Source organism: Clostridium sp. C8-1-8 (assembly GCF_009928445.1).
In the GTDB taxonomy this organism is placed as follows: Bacteria; Bacillota; Clostridia; order Clostridiales; family Clostridiaceae; genus Clostridium_AR.
On the sequence record NZ_JAABNO010000002.1, the window covers coordinates 284,344 to 302,114 of the forward strand.

19 protein-coding genes are annotated in these 17,771 nt (G+C 31.7%); 10 read left to right on the forward strand and 9 right to left on the reverse strand.

Features of this window, described 5'->3' with window-relative positions:
* Positions 1-28: 28 nt before the first annotated feature.
* Positions 29-1,000 carry a diaminopimelate epimerase gene (gene dapF / locus GXK57_RS03030; protein WP_160671218.1) on the reverse strand — a complete coding sequence of 324 codons (972 nt, stop codon included), beginning with the start codon at positions 998-1,000 and terminating at the stop codon, positions 29-31.
* A 176-nt stretch (positions 1,001-1,176) separates the two neighbouring features.
* On the opposite strand from dapF, the gene GXK57_RS03035 reads away from it, so the two are divergent.
* The 4 genes from GXK57_RS03035 (at position 1,177) to speE (ending at position 3,613) form a co-directional block, all read left to right on the forward strand.
* Complete coding sequence (locus tag GXK57_RS03035) at positions 1,177-1,743, forward strand: hypothetical protein (protein ID WP_160671221.1); 567 nt, start codon at positions 1,177-1,179, stop codon at positions 1,741-1,743.
* Between the two features lie 140 nt (positions 1,744-1,883).
* Positions 1,884-2,057 carry a small, acid-soluble spore protein, alpha/beta type gene (locus GXK57_RS03040; protein ID WP_160671224.1) on the forward strand — a complete coding sequence of 58 codons (174 nt, stop codon included), beginning with the start codon at positions 1,884-1,886 and terminating at the stop codon, positions 2,055-2,057.
* A gap of 270 nt (positions 2,058-2,327) precedes the next feature.
* Positions 2,328-2,744, forward strand: a complete 417-nt coding sequence (speD, locus tag GXK57_RS03045; RefSeq protein WP_279285474.1) for an adenosylmethionine decarboxylase — start codon at positions 2,328-2,330, stop codon at positions 2,742-2,744.
* A gap of 17 nt (positions 2,745-2,761) precedes the next feature.
* Complete coding sequence (speE, locus tag GXK57_RS03050; RefSeq protein ID WP_160671232.1) at positions 2,762-3,613, forward strand: polyamine aminopropyltransferase; 852 nt, start codon at positions 2,762-2,764, stop codon at positions 3,611-3,613.
* Positions 3,614-3,737: 124 nt separating this feature from the next.
* Here the strand turns inward: speE and GXK57_RS03055 are convergent, their stop codons facing one another.
* Complete coding sequence (locus GXK57_RS03055) at positions 3,738-4,007, reverse strand: acylphosphatase (protein ID WP_160671235.1); 270 nt, start codon at positions 4,005-4,007, stop codon at positions 3,738-3,740.
* A 351-nt stretch (positions 4,008-4,358) separates the two neighbouring features.
* On the opposite strand from GXK57_RS03055, the gene ndk reads away from it, so the two are divergent.
* Positions 4,359-4,781: a nucleoside-diphosphate kinase gene (gene ndk / locus GXK57_RS03060; RefSeq protein WP_160671238.1), complete on the forward strand. Its 423-nt coding sequence runs from the start codon at positions 4,359-4,361 to the stop codon at positions 4,779-4,781.
* Between the two features lie 198 nt (positions 4,782-4,979).
* Here the strand turns inward: ndk and GXK57_RS03065 are convergent, their stop codons facing one another.
* Genes GXK57_RS03065 through GXK57_RS03085 form a run of 5 tightly spaced genes read right to left on the reverse strand, consistent with a single transcriptional unit; the run spans position 4,980 to position 9,251 of the window.
* The gene (locus tag GXK57_RS03065; protein ID WP_202127669.1) at positions 4,980-6,035 is read right to left on the reverse strand and encodes a spermidine/putrescine ABC transporter substrate-binding protein; all 1,056 of its coding nucleotides are present in this window, start codon (positions 6,033-6,035) and stop codon (positions 4,980-4,982) included.
* Complete coding sequence (locus GXK57_RS03070) at positions 6,031-6,816, reverse strand: ABC transporter permease (protein ID WP_160671244.1); 786 nt, start codon at positions 6,814-6,816, stop codon at positions 6,031-6,033. Before GXK57_RS03070 ends, GXK57_RS03065 begins: the two co-directional genes overlap by 5 nt.
* Complete coding sequence (locus GXK57_RS03075; protein ID WP_160671247.1) at positions 6,810-7,646, reverse strand: ABC transporter permease; 837 nt, start codon at positions 7,644-7,646, stop codon at positions 6,810-6,812. The genes GXK57_RS03070 and GXK57_RS03075 overlap by 7 nt, the downstream gene beginning before the upstream one ends.
* Positions 7,646-8,692, reverse strand: a complete 1,047-nt coding sequence (gene potA / locus GXK57_RS03080; RefSeq protein ID WP_160671250.1) for a spermidine/putrescine ABC transporter ATP-binding protein — start codon at positions 8,690-8,692, stop codon at positions 7,646-7,648. The genes GXK57_RS03075 and potA overlap by 1 nt, the downstream gene beginning before the upstream one ends.
* Positions 8,693-8,711: 19 nt before the next feature.
* The gene (locus GXK57_RS03085) at positions 8,712-9,251 is read right to left on the reverse strand and encodes an XRE family transcriptional regulator (RefSeq protein WP_160671253.1); all 540 of its coding nucleotides are present in this window, start codon (positions 9,249-9,251) and stop codon (positions 8,712-8,714) included.
* 372 nt (positions 9,252-9,623) lie between these two features.
* Between GXK57_RS03085 and GXK57_RS03090 the strand changes: the two genes are divergently transcribed.
* The 3 genes from GXK57_RS03090 to GXK57_RS03100 are packed head-to-tail and all read left to right on the forward strand — an operon-like array spanning position 9,624 to position 11,579.
* The gene (locus GXK57_RS03090) at positions 9,624-10,715 is read left to right on the forward strand and encodes a GNAT family N-acetyltransferase (protein ID WP_160671256.1); all 1,092 of its coding nucleotides are present in this window, start codon (positions 9,624-9,626) and stop codon (positions 10,713-10,715) included.
* Between the two features lie 16 nt (positions 10,716-10,731).
* Positions 10,732-11,136, forward strand: coding sequence for a DUF2721 domain-containing protein (locus GXK57_RS03095; RefSeq protein WP_243156357.1), 405 nt, complete (start codon positions 10,732-10,734; stop codon positions 11,134-11,136).
* A 44-nt stretch (positions 11,137-11,180) separates the two neighbouring features.
* Positions 11,181-11,579 carry a hypothetical protein gene (locus tag GXK57_RS03100; protein ID WP_160671259.1) on the forward strand — a complete coding sequence of 133 codons (399 nt, stop codon included), beginning with the start codon at positions 11,181-11,183 and terminating at the stop codon, positions 11,577-11,579.
* Between the two features lie 154 nt (positions 11,580-11,733).
* Here GXK57_RS03100 and GXK57_RS03105 read toward each other — a convergent pair whose 3' ends face one another.
* Positions 11,734-14,307, reverse strand: a complete 2,574-nt coding sequence (locus tag GXK57_RS03105; RefSeq protein ID WP_160671262.1) for a PBP1A family penicillin-binding protein — start codon at positions 14,305-14,307, stop codon at positions 11,734-11,736.
* Positions 14,308-14,409: 102 nt separating this feature from the next.
* Between GXK57_RS03105 and yunB the strand changes: the two genes are divergently transcribed.
* Positions 14,410-15,060, forward strand: a complete 651-nt coding sequence (gene yunB / locus GXK57_RS03110) for a sporulation protein YunB (RefSeq protein WP_160671265.1) — start codon at positions 14,410-14,412, stop codon at positions 15,058-15,060.
* Positions 15,061-15,147: 87 nt separating this feature from the next.
* On the opposite strand, the gene hpt is transcribed toward yunB, so the two are convergent.
* The gene (gene hpt / locus GXK57_RS03115) at positions 15,148-15,672 is read right to left on the reverse strand and encodes a hypoxanthine phosphoribosyltransferase (protein WP_160671268.1); all 525 of its coding nucleotides are present in this window, start codon (positions 15,670-15,672) and stop codon (positions 15,148-15,150) included.
* A gap of 260 nt (positions 15,673-15,932) precedes the next feature.
* On the opposite strand from hpt, the gene hflX reads away from it, so the two are divergent.
* Entirely contained in the window at positions 15,933-17,723 is a 1,791-nt protein-coding gene (gene hflX, locus GXK57_RS03120) for a GTPase HflX (protein WP_160671271.1), read from the forward strand.
* Positions 17,724-17,771: the final 48 nt, after the last annotated feature.

Consider the following 17,771-nt stretch of genomic DNA (forward strand, 5'->3'; position numbering starts at 1 on the left):
CTGTAATATAAAAAGTATATATAAATAATTACTTGGAGATTACTTCCTTAGTATACTTTAAAAATTCATTGTAGCTTGAGATCTCGTCTTCAAAGTCTTTTTTATCAGATAGGGAGGTTACTTTAAAGTTATCATCTACTTCTACTGTAGAACAGTATACGTAAGAGCCGTTGCCAATAAATCTAATCTTATAATTGTTTAGTTCGTCTTTGTTAACATATATTTTTATCATTCCGCCATCGTTGTATATGTTAAGTTCCTTATAATATTGACCAGGGTTATTTAGACAATATGCTGCACTTGAAGCAGTCATACCAGTTCCACAGGATTTAGTTATACCTACACCACGTTCATAAGTAGTTACATATATGCTATTGTTGTCAATTATCTTTACGAAGTTTACATTTACTCCTTGTGGAAATACAGTTTTATTTGTGTTTGCTTCTTTGCCTATCCTTGTTATTTCATTTCTGCTTAAGTCTTCAATGAATGTTACTATATGAGGGTTTGTTATGCTAACAGCTGTAAACACTAGATCCTCGGATAAAGCTAGGAGTGCCTCATTTATTAACGTGCTTTTTGAATGATTAAGTGGAAGCGTAGTAACATCAAAGCTTACAGTGTCAATTTCGATTTCTACTGTTCTTACTCCATTAAATATTTCAGAAACAGCTTTTACATCATATTTTGCTTTCATAGTTTCAACAGTTATAAAATCTTTTCCTAGAGCATCTATTAGATATCTACCTACACATCTTAACCCATTACCACACATCTCAGGTTCTGAACCGTCGGCATTAAATATTCTCATTTTCCCATCACAGAAAGAGCTACTTTGTACAAATAAAATACCATCTGCTCCTATGCTCTTTTCTCTGTTACATAATTCGATTGCTAAGTTTATCCTATCATTTTCACTTATATTAAGTGATTCCTTTAGTTCATCTATTAATATAAAATCATTTCCTGAACCATGACATTTTATAAAATCAATTTTCATAGAAATACCCCCAATTTAAACAAGTTATTACTTTATTATAGCAAAGTGCCTATCCAGTAGCAACATATATAGAAATTCAATATTGTTGTAAACTATATATAGAAATTTTCTATTGTATAATTATTTCCATTTGAAGTATAATACTATGATAAGGATTAAGTTAAGGAGATGTGCTTATGGTTGATTTAACAGTAAATGATATTATAGCAGAGAGACCTTGTGGCAGTGTAACTCCATTAGTTGTGGGGATAGAAGAAAATTTATTTCCTATCATAATAATTAAAGAGAGAAAAGAAGACCTAGTATCAATAAATGAAGATACTCCCATAGGGATAAAAAGCACTTCTATCGGTGACAAGAAATGCAATGTATATGCGATTATAATAAAGTTTGGAGAGAATTTTGATAATATATATGATATTTGGTTTGACTATGGGGACGACAACCATAAGGATTTTTTGGAGCTTTTGAGAAAACAGCATAGAGTAGTGGTAGACTTCAGAGACGAGAACAATGAAAGACATATAACTTTAGAATTTGAAAATACTGTTAAAGAGCATATAGATGACTATATAGAGAAATGTTCTGAAAAGATTTTGATAAAAAAAGATAAAAATGATAACCTTATTAAATTGGAAAAGGTAGAAAAGCATACTACCTGGGAAGATGATGATATAGAAGATTTAATGGATAAGATATTTGGTGACTATCCTTCTATAGAAGATTTATGGGAGGAATTATAGTTTTTGGTACTTAGATAATTTATATATATAACTTGTAAAAATCTTTGTTAATATGTTTCAGGTATAGGCTTTCAAAAAGTACTAATAATATTAATACAGTAGTTTAATATTATAGTAGCTTATTATAAGGAGGGTTATACATGTCTCATAAAAATAATAAAAATAGTAAGAATAATAAAAAGTCAAATCCTAAGACAAAGAAAGAATTAGAGAATATGAAAATAGAAACTGCTAATGAGATAGGATACTCAAAAGAATCAAGGAAGTTAGGAAAAGATAAGCCAAGGAAAGTACATACTGATACTAATGAATAGACTGTATAATGCAGTCTATTTTTCTTTATATCTACTAAATCCATGGGGAAAAAGAAGAATATGGGTATATTCTAAAAGCTATTGACAAATTTTTAAAATATGATATATTTTATTTGTACTTAATATTGATAAACTCTTGGTTTAGTAAAAGTAAACTTTATTAAACCAAGAGTTTAGTTGAGTTTAGAAGATAAATACGCAAATATTTATATTAAATTTTAATATTTTTAATACTAGGTTTCTTTAATATTAGGAGGGGTTATTATGAAAATTGAGCAACTTGGAAGACATATATTGGTGGAATATTATAATTGTGATAAGGATGTAATCAGTAATCATAGTTTGATAGAAGAATACATGAACGAAGCTGCAAGGAAATCAGGTGCAACTATAGTTACAAGTTGTTTTCATACGTTTAATCCATGGGGAGTTAGTGGTGCAGTAATTATACAAGAGTCTCACTTAACAATTCATACATGGCCTGAGTACGGTTATGCATCTGTTGATTTATATACCTGTGGTGATAGTGTTAACCCATGGAAGGCATTTAACTATTTAGAAGATATGCTGAAGGCTGAAAGAAGTGAATCAACTGAAGTATCAAGAGGAATTATAGAAAAGATAAAAAACTATTCTGATGGCCAATATGACAATGTAGATGTTACACATAAGCCAATGAATGAATAATGTTTGGAGGAATTAAAATGGAATTGTGGTATACAGAAAATCAGACACCTAATGTAAAATTCTCAATGAAGGTAAAAAGTCATCTATATGCGGAAAAAAGTCCATTTCAAGAGATAGAAGTAATAGATACTTACGAATTCGGAAGAGTTCTAGTAATAGACGGTTGGACTATGGTTACTGAAAAAGATGAGTTTATATATCACGAGATGATTACACATGTAGCATTGTCTACAAACCCTGACATTAAAAAAGTATTAGTAATAGGCGCAGGTGATGGTGGAACTGTTAGAGAGCTAACAAGGTATGAAACTATAGAAAAAATAGATATGGTGGAAATAGATGAAGTAGTTGTTAAGGCTTCGAAGGAATTTTTACCATTTACAGCAGGAAAACTTGATGATCCAAGAGTGAATTTATACTTTGAAGATGGAATTAAGTTTGTTGAAGGAAAAGTAAATGAGTATGATCTTATAATAGTTGACTCTACTGATCCAATAGGACCTGGAGAAGGACTATTTACTGTTGAATTCTATAATAATTGCTTTAAGGCTCTTACCGAAAAAGGAATATTAGTTAATCAAGGAGAAAGTCCTTATTATCCTAATAATTCAAGAGAAATGAAGAGGGCGTATTCAAAACTAAAGAAAATATTCCCAATCTGTGAGGCTTATCAGTACCATATGCCTACATATGCCTCTGGACATTGGTTATTTGGATTTGCATCAAAGGCCCTTCATCCTATCAAGGACTTTAATGCAGCAAACTTTGAAAAACGTGGCCTAAAGACAAAGTATTACAATACCAATATTCATGTTGGTGCTTTTGCACTTCCTAACTATGTGTTAGAACAGCTTAATTCAGAAGAATAATTAAATGAAGTAAAAAAGTCACTGAAGCGACCTTCAGTGATTTTTTTGCGCATCTGCTTGTTATGAACGTATGTGAAGAAAGAATGGCAGGCGGCATACTTTGTTCTTTATAATCCACAAGGATTTAAACTATTTTAAAAGATTTTTCTTTTTCGATTGTAGGCATTTCTTGAACTTCACAATCAATAACTCTTGAAAAGCCATTACCTCTCTTAACTCTAGCTAAAAATGCAGTTACATGCTCATTATCACCTTGTGCATAGATTTCTACATCGCCATTATCAAGGTTTGTAGCAGTACCTGTTATATTAAGCAGAGATGCAGTATATTGAACAAAATATCTAAAGCCTACACCCTGTACCCTTCCTTGGACAATGATATGATAGCGTATCATAGTCATTCCTCCTCAAGATTTATTTAATAGAATTATAACAGATTTTTATTTCACTTAACAAATATAAATATATTATCGTAGAAAAAAGCATAATATTAACCGAATGAAAGTTTATTTATAAAATATACATATAAGTGTTTATTTTTTGTGAAAAAGAGCAAAAATTACAGATATAAGGCATTCTAATGGATACATTTTAAAACGTGTTAAATACAATAATATTAGAGGAGTAACATTAAAGATGTGCCACTTCAAGCTGAAATATATTTTCAAAACTCCTGTGATTTCTGAGAGAAGATTTTGAAAATATAAATTTTATTATGAATTGGTCATCTATAACAGGAGGGTAGTATGGGACATATAGAAAAAAGTCTAATTCTTATAAAGCCAGATGCGGTAGAAAGACATGTTACAGGAAAAATAATAGACATATATGAGAGTAATGGACTTAGACTGATTGCGCTTAAGATGATTAAAGTTGATGAAGAACTGGCAAAGACTCACTATGCTGAACATAGCGGCAAGATTTTTTTTGATGAGCTTATAAGGTATATAACTAGGAGCCCACTAATTGTAGCTATCTTTGAAGGACAGAATGCTATTGAGAAGATAAGAAAGTTAAATGGTAACACTAATCCGGAGATGGCTGAGTATGGAACCATAAGAAAAAAGTTTGGAGTAAACAAAACTGAGAACTCAGTACACTCCTCTGACTGTGCAAAAAGTGCTGAAAAAGAAATAAGTCTATGGTTTCCTGAAATTGAACAAATTTGAGTTAAGATTATTTAAGGTGGGTACAAAAAAGAACCTTAAGTTATTGAAAGAAATGCAGATGCATGAAAAAATCACTAATGAAATAATTATCATTAGTGATTTTTTCATTAATAGGCCTCAGTGAAGGTTAAAGCCTAACAAAGTTTTAATAAAGAGGCTTTTCTTTTTCGTGAGAAACTATAAAGATAAACTTTATATCTATTTTGATTTTACTTGTAACCAAGCATCATCATATTTCTTTAATATATCTCCTAAATCAACAAAAACCTCACATTTATTAAGTACATCATCAGAAGGATAAGCGGTCTTATCATTCTTAACCTTATCATCTAACAAATCTAAAGCAGCTTTGTTAGGTGTAGAATACCCAATGTATTCTGTGTTTTGTTTTGATACTTCAGGATCAAGAAGGAAGTCTATAAACTTTTCTGCTTCTTCTTTATGCTTGGCTCCTTTTGGTATACATAAAGTATCAAACCATTTGTTACTTCCTTCCTTTGGTATTACATATTCAAGGTTAGCATTCTTTTGCTTCATAGTTACTGCATCACCTGAGTATACCACGGCTAGTGCAGCTTCCTCTTGTACCATTCTGTCTTTTACTTCATCATTAACATAAGCTAGTACTAAAGGTTTTTGTTTTGTTAGAGCTTCTTTGGCCTTATTAATCTCATCATCCTTAGTAGTATTAAGTGAATAACCTAATTTCTTTAAAGCAACTCCCATTGAGTCTCTTATTGATTCAAGCATAAATATCTGACCTTTATACTTTTCATTCCAAAGTATGTCCCAGCTGTCTACAGGATCTTTAACTAATTTTTTATTATATAGAATACCATAGGTACCCCACATATAAGGAACAGAGTATTCGTTTTTAGGATCATAAGAAAGATTTTTAAATCTGTTATCTATATTTTTATAATTTTCAATGCTACTAAAATCTATTTTTTCTAACATATTTTCCTTTATCATTTTTTCTACCATATAGTCTGAAGGAACAACTATATCATAACTTGAATTGCCGCCTTTGAGTTTTTGATACATTATCTCATTTGTATCATAGGTTTCATAATTAACTTTTATCCCTGTTTTATCTTCAAATTTTTTAAGTAGAGATTCGTCTATGTAATCACCAACATTATAGACGTTTAACACTTTCTTACTGGAATCTTTTGTTTTGCTGTTGCAACCTACAAATAAAGAAGAAGCAACTAGGGTAGTGGCAAGTAAAGCAATAAGTTTTCTCGATTTAATCAATTTGTTCACCTCTTATCAATGATTCTTTTTTATTTATTATTAATAATAATGTTAATACCACTAGGAACATTATTGTAGATAAAGCATTTATTTCAGGCTTTATCCCTCTTTTGGCCATTGAGTAAACCTCTATAGAAAGATTTGTAACTCCAGAGCCTGTAGTAAAGAAGCTTATTACAAAGTCGTCAATGGACATAGTAAATGCTATTAAAAAGCCAGATATTATGCCAGGTTTTATCTGAGGGATAATAACCTTTCTTAGTGTATAGCCTGGGGTAGCACCAAGGTCCATAGCTGCTTCTTCTATGTTGCTTGGAAGTTGTCTTAATTTTGGTAGCACAGATAGTATTACATAAGGAATATTGAAGGTTATATGAGCTAAAAGCATGGTTGTAAGTCCAAACTGTAGACTGAAGAATGCAAATAGACTCATTAAAGCAATTCCTGTAACTATATCCGGATTCAATACTGGGAGATAGTTAATATTTAAAATAAGTTTTTTACTTAGTCCTTTCATTTTATAAATACCTATTGAACTAAGGGTTCCTACTATAGTTGAAACGGTAGCAGAAGTTATTGCAACAGCTAAGGTATAATAAAGCGCTGTCAGTATTCTATCGTCATTTAACAGTTCTCCATACCATTTGAAAGTAAAGCCCTCCCAAAGAGCCATTGACTTAGAGTTGTTAAAGGAGAACACTATTAAAACAATTATAGGGGCATAAAGAAATAAGAAAACCAAGGCCAAATAAAATTTTGAGCCTAACTTCTTTACCATAGTTGACCACCCCCTTCTTTATTATCTTCGCTATCAAATCTAGACATAACAGCCATAGATATTAGAATAATTATCATCATAAATATGGAAATTGCAGATCCAAAATTCCAATCGCCTATGTTTGTAAATTGACCTTCAATAAGATTTCCTAAAAGCATATATTGGCCTCCGCCAAGTAATCTAGATATTACAAAGGTTGTAACTGCAGGCATAAATACCATGCTTATTCCAGAAATAACACCTGGAAGAGTAAGAGGGAAAATTACTTTTCTAAATACTTGAGTTTTATTTGCACCTAAATCATGAGCTGCGTTAATAAGATTCTTGTCTATTTTTATGAGTACAGTATAAATAGGTAATACCATGTAAGGTAAAAAATTATATACCATACCAAGAAGTACTGCTGCATCAGTATATAGTAATGTCATGGATGGCAGTCCTATTTTAGTTAAAACAGTATTTATAAAACCATTCTTACCTAGTATAGACATCCAAGCATAAGTCCTTAAAAGAAAATTCATCCACATTGGAAGTATAAATAATAAAATAAGTAAATTCCTTCTCCTAACATCTACCTTTGATAGAAAGAATGCTGCAGGATATCCTATAACTAGGCATAACAACGTAGATATAAAAGCAAGGTAAATGGATCGCCAAAATACCTTCAGATAAATTGGGCTTAATAGTTTGTGATAGTTGTCCAACGAAAATATGGTGCTACCGTCAATTTTTTGAGTAAAGCTGAAGAATAGGATTATAAAAAGAGGAATTATGATAAATAAAATACTCCAAACAAAATAAGGATAAGCTGCATAGGATCTTTTCTTCATTATGCAGTAGCTCCTTTTTTCATTATATGTATGTCTTCTGGATAAATATTTAATCCTATTTCTGAGCCTACTGGAGCGTTTTTAGTATTATGGAGCAACCAATTCCTATCTTGTCCTAAAACTTCAATTTCATAATGAACTCCTTTAAAAACCGTGGAAGTAACCTTACCTTTAAGCATGCCTGAAGTATGGTCAACTATCTTAATATCTTCTGGTCTTACAACAACATCAACATCTTCATTTTTATTAAAACCTTTATCAACACATTCAAACTCCCTATCACAGAATCTTATCTTATAATCATCTAACATAACTCCATCGATAATATTGCTTTCTCCAATAAATTTAGCTACAAAAGGATTAATTGGTTCGTTATATATATCCTCAGGAGTACCCATCTGTTGGATTTTACCTTCGTTCATAACAACAATAGTATCTGACATAGTAAGAGCTTCTTCTTGGTCATGAGTTACAAAAATAAAGGTTATCCCTAGCTGTTTCTGTATCTTCTTTAATTCTAACTGCATTTCTTTTCTAAGCTTTAAGTCCAAAGCTCCTAGTGGTTCATCTAAAAGAAGGACTTTAGGTTCATTAACTAAGGCTCTAGCTATAGCAACCCTCTGCTGCTGACCACCACTTAGAGATTCTATACTTCTCTTCTGAAAGCCCTCTAAATCTATAAGTTTTAGGATATTAGTTACTTTTTCATCAATTAAAGCTTTAGAAAGTTTTTTTATTTTTAAACCAAAGGCGATATTTTCATATACATTCATGTGAGGAAAAAGTGCATAGTTCTGAAATACTGTATTTATCTGTCTTTCATAGGATGGAATACTGTTAATTTCTTTGCCTTCAAAGCTTATACTTCCAGAATCAACACTCTCAAAACCAGCTAACATCTTTAGAGTAGTTGTTTTTCCACATCCACTTGGGCCGAGAAGTGTTAAAAATTCATTTTTCTTTATATCTAAGTTTAGATTATTTATTACTATTTGATTTTTAAAACTTTTAGATACATTTTTAATCTCAATAATATTATCATTCACAACAAACACCTCGTTTATATTAAAATGAAGGGGGAGTGCTTACCCAAATGACCTTAGCTTCAGTTTTACCACAATTCGAAATAAAATGATTAGCTTTGGGTTTAAAATAAAAGCTTTCCCCTTTTTTTACCTTAACTTTTCTATCACCTAAATGGAGATTTATAGTGCCACATAGTACAAAGCCAAACTCTTCACCTTCATGAGGTTCTTCTTCAACATATCTTCCACCTGGTTCTAAGGTTATCATTATGGGCTCCATTGCGTTTTTTTGAGCATTTGGAACAAGCCACATAAGTTTATACTTCAAATCTTCACTTTCAGTTTCAAACATATCATCATATGTAAATGTTATTCTCTCATTGGAATCATCACTGAAAAACTCAGTAAGATTTGTACCAAGGATTTCTAGAATATCCATAAGAGTAGCAATTGAAGGTGAAGTTAGGTCGTTTTCAAGTTGAGATATAAAGCCTTTAGACAATTCACATCTATTGGCTAGTTCTTCTTGAGTTAACTGCTTTTCAATTCTTAATCTTCTAATCTTTTCTCCAATTTGCATTTTTTACACCTTCCAACTTATAAATTAGATAAAATTATACCTATGTATTACTAAACATGTAGTTTATAATTACTAAACAAACAAGGTAATTATAGTAATTTTTTTCATATAAATCAATAGTTTTCGCAAAAAAACTGGAAAATGATTTATTTTTTTAAATATGTATAATTAGTGGATTCTAATATATTATTTTTTTAAAAGCAAGAATTAATAAAACTCCTAATTCAGTCAATTAATATAATTTTATTTAGAATAAAATTATATTCCATTTGCAAGATTCTTCTATAAAAAGTATGGTTATTGAGATATAATAAGTTTAATGAAAATATTAGTAATGTTTAAGTTTCAAATATGGAAATTAGGTGATTTTTAGTGAAGATTAATGATTTATATAGAAGAGATGGAAACTTAGTTTATATAAAACAACCAAGATTCGAAGAACTTAATTATGTTAAAAAGCTTTGGTGTGATTATGAGACTATGAAGGAAATAGGTGGTGTATTTTCTTTTCAAGAGGATAAGTGGGAAAGCTTTTATAAGAAGATGGTAATGCCTACCGATGGAAAAAATTTTTACTGCTTGGTTTTTAATAAAAAAGATATACCAGTGGGAGAAGTTAGTTTTCATGGCTATGATTCGGCTACTAAAATAGCGAGATTTAATTTGAAAATAGAAAATAATCACAGAGGTAATGGTTACGGTTCTGAGGCTACAAGGCTTATTTTGGAATACTTTTTCTATGAGTTTGGTGGTCTAGTTATGATGGATACAGTTTCAACTAAAAAAGCCCAGGAATCTTTCGCAAAATTGGGATTTGAAGCCGTTGCAAGACATGGCAATGATATAACTTTTAAGCTTACCAAGGAAAAGTTTTTAATAGGAGAGAGATGTGAAAATAAGAATGTTTCTATTATAGCATTAGGAGGCGTTGATTTACTTAGCGTAAGCGGACCTATTGAAATATTTTCTTTAGCTAATAAAATATATAAGAGAAACGTTTTTACCATAAATACAGTAGGAATAGAAGAAGGTGAAGTTGAAACTTCTAGCAGCTTTACTATATCCTCAAATATAAGCTTTAAAGATAGTGATTGCCCTAATATATTGATTATCCCAAGTGGGAAATATGAGCAAGATATTTTATCAAATCAAGATTTGTTAGAATTTTTAAAGAGATGTTACTACAAATGTGAAATGGTATTAGTAATAGATTCAGGTATAATGATGCTTGCTAAAAGTGACTTAATTAAAGACATGCCAGTAGCTGTACATTCAAAATTAAGAAGTGAAATATTAAATATGTGTCCAAATTTAAAAATAGTTAATAAGTCCATAGTTGACAATGGAAGGGTAATGATAGGATCTAGTATAATGAGCAGTCTAGATATATCACTAAATGCTATAAAAAAACTTTTAGGAGAAGAAAAAGTACTAGAGATAATGAACTATATGGAAAACAAATAGTTTTAGGAGGGATATTTTGAAACTGGAACTTACTACACCAGCTTTGCTTTTTACTGCAATTTCATTATTGATATCAGCATATACAAGTAGGTTTGCAACTCTTGCTCAATTGCTTAGACAATTAGATTTGCAGCATAGAAAAAATCCTGAGAAGAGAATTTTAGCTCAGATTAAGAATTTGAATAAGAGAGTTAGGCTTATAAAGTATATGCAGATAATGGGAGTTTTTAGTTTCTTTTTGTGTGTTCTATCAATGCTATCTTTGTTTTTAAACAAACAAGTTTTGGGGCAGATAACCTTTGGTATTAGTTTAGTAGCGTTACTTATATCGCTATTGCTTTCACTTATGGAACTACAAATATCAGTTAATGCTATAATTTACCAGTTGGAAGATCTAACAGAATATGATGAGAACAGGTAAAGTTTTACTAAATTGATTTTTTACTAATGAGAAGGATGGATAAGATGATAGGAATTAGAATTGAAAAGAATAAGACAGGAGCATTGATTTTGAGAGCTCATATAAAAGAAGAATTTAAAGATAATTCTATAATAAAAAGGTGTTTATTTGATAGCAAAAGGCTAAAGGGAAAGACTATCTATCCTTATGTTATTCCGTTAAAGTATCTTAATACAATTGTAAATAACTTGGATAAGGATATGGTGAAGATACATAAAAATAGTATACTTAGTTTCTTAGAGTTTTCTGATGAGTATGATGAATGCTATTACTATGAAACTGAAGCTAATGTTAAGTATATGAAAAGGTGGAGAGAAGTAGGTTGTCCTAAGATATATAGGGTTACGTTAGATATTGAGAAAAAAGAAGTAGATAAGAGTATAGCATTTCAAAGAATGATGTAAAAAAGGTAGCTCATAAGAGCTACCTTTTAATGTTTGGTGCTTCAATAGCACCGTGTTGAAATTAAGGTGTAGTCATCAGATGCTTTAATGAGCGTAGATTGACTATATAGTATAGACTGTATAACTTCTTAATTTCTAAATTCTTAAGAAAATCCTAATGTTTTGGGTCAGTAGCAGGGATAGTAGGGGTTCCACCTGTACCTGCAGTTGTACCTGTACCACTTGGTCCTCCTGTCGTAGTTGGAGGAGTGGTTGCACCAGGTGTAGTTCCACTTCCATTATTGTTGCTACCACCTGTTCCACTTCCACCAGTAGTAGAACCTCCTATAGTGCTAGGATCAGTAGTAGCTGCTCCGTTAGGATTACTATTATTATCAGTAGCTGGAGTTGTAGGTTTTGAATCATCTTGTTCTGTTGGTAGTGAAGCCCCACCTTGATTTGGTGTTTTAACGAATATCCTGTTTTCAACTAAACTAGACGGAGTATTGTCAGTAGCTAACTTACCATTTGCTTTATTTATTTTAGCAGCCACATGAACGTCGCAAAGGGCAGTTGGAACTGTACCTTCAACGAAGATATCTTCAATGACCCTGTTGCCTCTAGGGTCTTTGCTGCACAAATCTGTAGCAACCTTTCCGGAATCCATGCATACTGCAGCTTTAACTACTCCAGAAGGCATTTCAATCTCTTTATAAGGAAGTCCTTCATGGGCTTTTGCCATGATCTTTCCCCAAATAGGGGATACGGTCTCACCACTAAATCCATTAAGTACAGTTGGTTGATCATAGCCTACCCAAACTGCAGCAGAAAGGTATGGTGTTAGTCCTGAGAACCAAAGATCTTTATTCTCGTTTGTGGTACCTGTCTTACCTGCTACAGGGATATCACCAAACTTAGCATAATGCGAAGACCAGCTAACAGGTCCTTTTAACAAATCATACATTACATAAGATGATTCAGGTGATAAAATCTTTTTAGTTGTTGGAGTGCTATTATCAAGTATTACCTTATTAGTAGCATCCACTACTTTTGTATAAAGTACAGGTTGAGTATATACACCAGAATTACCAAAGGTTCCGTAAGCGGCAGCCATGATGTAACTGTTTCCTCCATCTCTGTCCTTTGGATCATTGTTAAACTGACCAAGAGATAAGGTTGCTATACTTGATTTAGAAGCTTTATTATATCTTAGTCCAAATTTTTCGCCATAAGAAAGACCAACGTTAAGTCCAATAGCATCTTCTATTTTAACGGCTACTGGGTTTCTGGAGTACTTAAGAGCATCTCTTAAGGTTATAGTTCCTTTATAAGAGTGATCTTCGTTTTTAGGATTCCAAAGCTGTCCCTTATCATCCCTAGGATATTTTTTACTTATTTCTTCAGGTAGAGGAGTATCCTCTTCTGGAGTTGCTGGGGTCATAAGCTTCATATCTATTGCAGGGCCGTAAACTGTAAGTGGTTTTGTAGCAGATCCAATTGAACGTAGCCCAGCTGTACTGTAAGCTCTGTTGATACTCATAGGAGGTTGGTCACCTCTACCACCGATCATAGCTTTAACTTGGCCTGTTTTGTAGTCTATTATAGTAGCTGAAGCTTGAAGCTTAGGCCACTTATAGCTTCCGGCTTGAGAGTAATCATCCTTATTGTTCATAAGCTTTCCAAAACTATTATTATCGTCAAGAATCTGTTGAGTTGATTGCTGAAGATTCCTATCCATAGTTGTATATATTTTTAGTCCGCCATTTGTTAGCATCTTTGAGGCTTCTGCCTCGCTATATTTATATTTCTGCATTAAATCATTTTTTACTTGTTGTATTACAGGTCTTGAGAACCATTCGAAGTTCATCTTTTCAGTTGTGCTAGTCTTAGGCTTAAACCCAAAATTACCGGCATCTACATCTTTGATAGCCTTATCGTAATCGTCTTGATGTATCTTTCCTACTTCCAGCATCTTTCCTAAGACTGTTTTTGTTCTGTCTTTATATGGCTTTGGATTCTTTTGATTCTGTGGAGAGAAAGCATCATAGTAAGAAGGTGCTTGATTCATACCAGCAAGATATGCACATTGAACCAATGTAAGCTTCTTATCTTTAACACTTTGACCAAAATATTTAAGTGATGCAGCTTCTACGCCATAGACCTGTCCACCTAAAGGTATTGTGTTTAGATAGGCTTCTAATATCTGTTGTTTGTTTAGAAGGCCTTCCAATTTTAAAGCTAAATACATTTCAGTTATTTTTCTTTGAGGTGATATATCGTTAGTTAATATTGTGTTCTTTAGTAATTGCTGAGTCAAGGTTGAAGCACCATGAAGTCCTTTTTTACCAGTTACTATGTTTTTTGCATCGATATATACAGCGCCAAATATTCTTTTAACGTCAATCCCCTTGTGAGAAGTGAACCTTTCATCTTCGATTGAGACGAAGGCATCTTTAAGTCCATCAGGAATATCATTGTAAGGAACAACTATACGTTGAACGTCCGTTTGAACATTGTCCATTAATTCACCTTTATTATCATATATTCTTGATTGCTGGCTAAGTGAGAGTACATTATTTACATTCAATTCAGGAGCATTTTTGATTATTGCGTAAACATACCCTGCACCAACTACAAACACTGTGAGTATTAAAAATAAAAATGAAAACAGAAACGCTCTAAGTACTTTCCTAGACTTTTTTTTCTTTTTGCGTTTTTTATTTATATTTTTTTTCTTCTTATCTGCCATCGCATCCTCCTAAAATTTAATTTCAAGCAGGAAATAAAAAATATTCTACAACATTATAGCATATTAATAAAGTGAATACACTATGATAAGTTGGTGAAAAAATTGAGGACAAGCAAAAATAAAAATTATAAATTAATTATTATTTCATCTTTACTTATAATCATATCCACTTTTTTTGGTTTTATATACTATTTCGATAAAATAATTACTCCTACAGTTATGGTAGTAGCCAATGCAGAAATGAGATCTAGGGCTACAGAAATAATAAACCAAAATATCTTAGATGTCTACTCAAATAAATTTAACTATGATGATATAATAAGAGTGGATAAGGATAAAGAAGGAAATATAGTAATGCTTAAGGCTGATACTGTAAAGATGAATGCCATAGCCTCAGAGGTTGCATTAAAGTCCCAAAAGGAAATAAATGCAATAGGATCAGTAGGGATAAAGCTTCCTTTGGGTTATGTGACCAAGAGTAATATAATGTCGTACTGGGGACCTAAAATAACGGTTAAAATGGAGCCTATAGGAAGGATAGAGACTAAATACTCATCTGATTTTGAAACCGCAGGAATAAACCAAACTAGACATAAGATTTATGTGGAAGTCTATACCAAGATGAAAGTGATAATTCCTTTGGAAAATGATGAAGTTGAAGTGAAAAATCAAATGCCTATAGCAGAAACCGTTATTGTAGGAAAGGTACCTAGAACTGCACTAGATTTAAATTTAGATGGAATAAAGAAATAGCAAAAAAAATGTACAGGCTCTAAGCTCCCTAAATTATAGGAATTTTTAAAGCAAGTACATTTTTTACTAAATAAAATATTCTTTTATTTATTGTTCCCAGTTGAAAACATAAGGAACATTTCTGTAATAATCTCCATAGTTTAATCCGTATCCAACTACAAAGACATCTTCAATTTGGAAACAACAGTAATTAGGTTCTATTGATACCTTTCTTCTTGATGGTTTATCTAATAGAACTGCAGTCTTTACAGAAGCTGCACCTAGAGACTTAACGTGATTTACTACAAAATCCATAGTAATTCCTGAGTCAACAATGTCATCAACAATAAGCACATCATATCCTTGTATATTGTCTGGAACATCATTTACAATCTTTACAACTCCAGAACTTTCTTCAGAATGTCCATAGCTTGATGTAGTCATGAATCCTATCTTAGCCTTAGTATCTATATTTCTAACTAAATCGGCTGCAAATATAAAACTTCCTCTAAGTAAAGATAAAACATAAAGGTTTTTATCTTTATAATCTTCTGCTATAACTTTACCAACTTCTTTTATTCTAGCTGCTATCTGCTCTTCACTAAAAAGTATATTACGTTTTTTATCCTCCATGATGATCCTCCATCAAATTAAATTATAGTATTAATTGATATGTTTCTCTATTACGTCATCAATATTGCATTTTATAGCGATTCAATTATGTAATAAAGAGTACATATTTAATTTCATAACCTTACATAATTAAAATTAATTTAACCATAAATATATATGTAGGATATATATTTCTACAACATTTACAAAGTTGTTTTTATAATATAAAATAATATGAAAGTTGTCAAGTAAGCTAATGCCTTAAAGGAGGTAGTAATATAATGATATATGGTAACGTAGAAGGAGTTAGAAATAGCATCTTAAATGAACTAGAAAAAATCTATGATTTTAAGATACCTAAATACTCAGTTTGCATAGAAGAGGTTGTAAATAAGATTTCTGAGATTACAACGGTTTTAGATAGAGAAATAAGTGTAGCTATAGATAGAAAGGGATCTGTGAAAAGTGTAGCAATTGGAGATAGTACTTCTGTAGAGATGCCTCTTATTGACATAAGTGAAAAGAAGCTTTCTGGTGTTAGAATAATACACACTCATCCTAATGGAGCTTCAAACCTTTCTGCCTTAGATATCTCAGCGCTTCTTAAGCTGAAGCTAGATTGTATTGTAGCAGTAGGAGTATCAGAAGGCAAGGTTACAGATTTATCCTTAGGATACTGCTTTGTAGAAGATGAAAATCTGATTGCGGAAGAAGAGAAAAATCTGTCACTTGAAGCAGTCTTAGGACTAAATATATTAGATAGAATCAATCACATTGAAGATATAATAAGATCAAATAATGTTTTCGAAGACTACTCAGAAAAAGCTATTATTGTAGGTTGTGATAGTGAAGAGAGTTTAGATGAGTTAGATGAGCTTACTAGAGCATGTGATATACCAGTTATAACAAGGGTTTTCCAAAATAGAAGTAAAATAGATGCTGCGTATTATATAGGAAGTGGAAAAGTTAATGAAATAGCTACTTTAAGACAGACCTATAGAGCTAATTTAGTAATATTTGATGATGAACTTTCAGGGTCACAAGTAAGAAATCTTGAGGAAGCTATCGGAACTAAGGTTATAGATAGAACTACATTGATACTTGAAATATTTGCAAGAAGAGCTAAGACTAGAGAAGCAAAGATTCAAGTAGAGCTTGCACAGTTAAAATATAGGCTTACCAGACTTTCCGGACTTGGAACTGTGCTTTCAAGAACTGGTGGTGGAATAGGAACAAGAGGTCCAGGAGAAAAGAAATTAGAGACTGATAGAAGACATATAAGAGAAGAAATTTATGATTTATCCAGCGAGTTAAAAAAGATAAAAAAGAATAGACAGACTCAAAGGGAAAAAAGGAATAAGCAAAATATACCTCAGATATCTCTAGTAGGATATACAAATGCAGGTAAATCTACACTTAGAAATACTTTGTGCGATATGGCAGCTTCAAGAGATACAGTTAATAAAGAAAAAGTTTTTGAAGCAGATATGTTATTTGCAACCTTGGATACTACCACAAGAGCAATCACTCTTTTAGATAATAGAATAGCCACTCTAACAGACACTGTTGGATTTGTTAGAAAGTTACCTCATGATCTGGTAGAAGCGTTTAAATCTACTTTAGAAGAAGTAATATTTTCAGATATATTATGCCATGTAGTAGATACCTCTTCTCCTTATGCACAGGAACAGATATATGCTGTAGAAGAAGTTTTGGCGGAGCTTGGTGTTAGGGATAAACCAATTATTTTAGTACTTAATAAAATAGATAAGACAACAACTGAGGTAATAGAAGCTATTAAGGATAAGAATAATCAATATAACATAGTAGAGATTTCCGCAAGAAACAATGTTAATCTAGAAGGATTGTTAAAGGAAATAGGAAGTACGCTTCCAAACAAGATGAGAGATATAGAGGTACTAGTACCATATTCTGATCAACATATGGTTGCATTTCTTCATAGAAATGCAAAAGTTGTTGAAGAGGAGTATAAAGAAGATGGTACCTATATTAAGGCTGTAGTTGATGAGGAAATTTATAATAAAAGTAAAGAATATGAGCTTCAGGTTTAATTTTAACAATATTTTTAAAAGATAGCTAAATTTCTTAGAAATACTTTC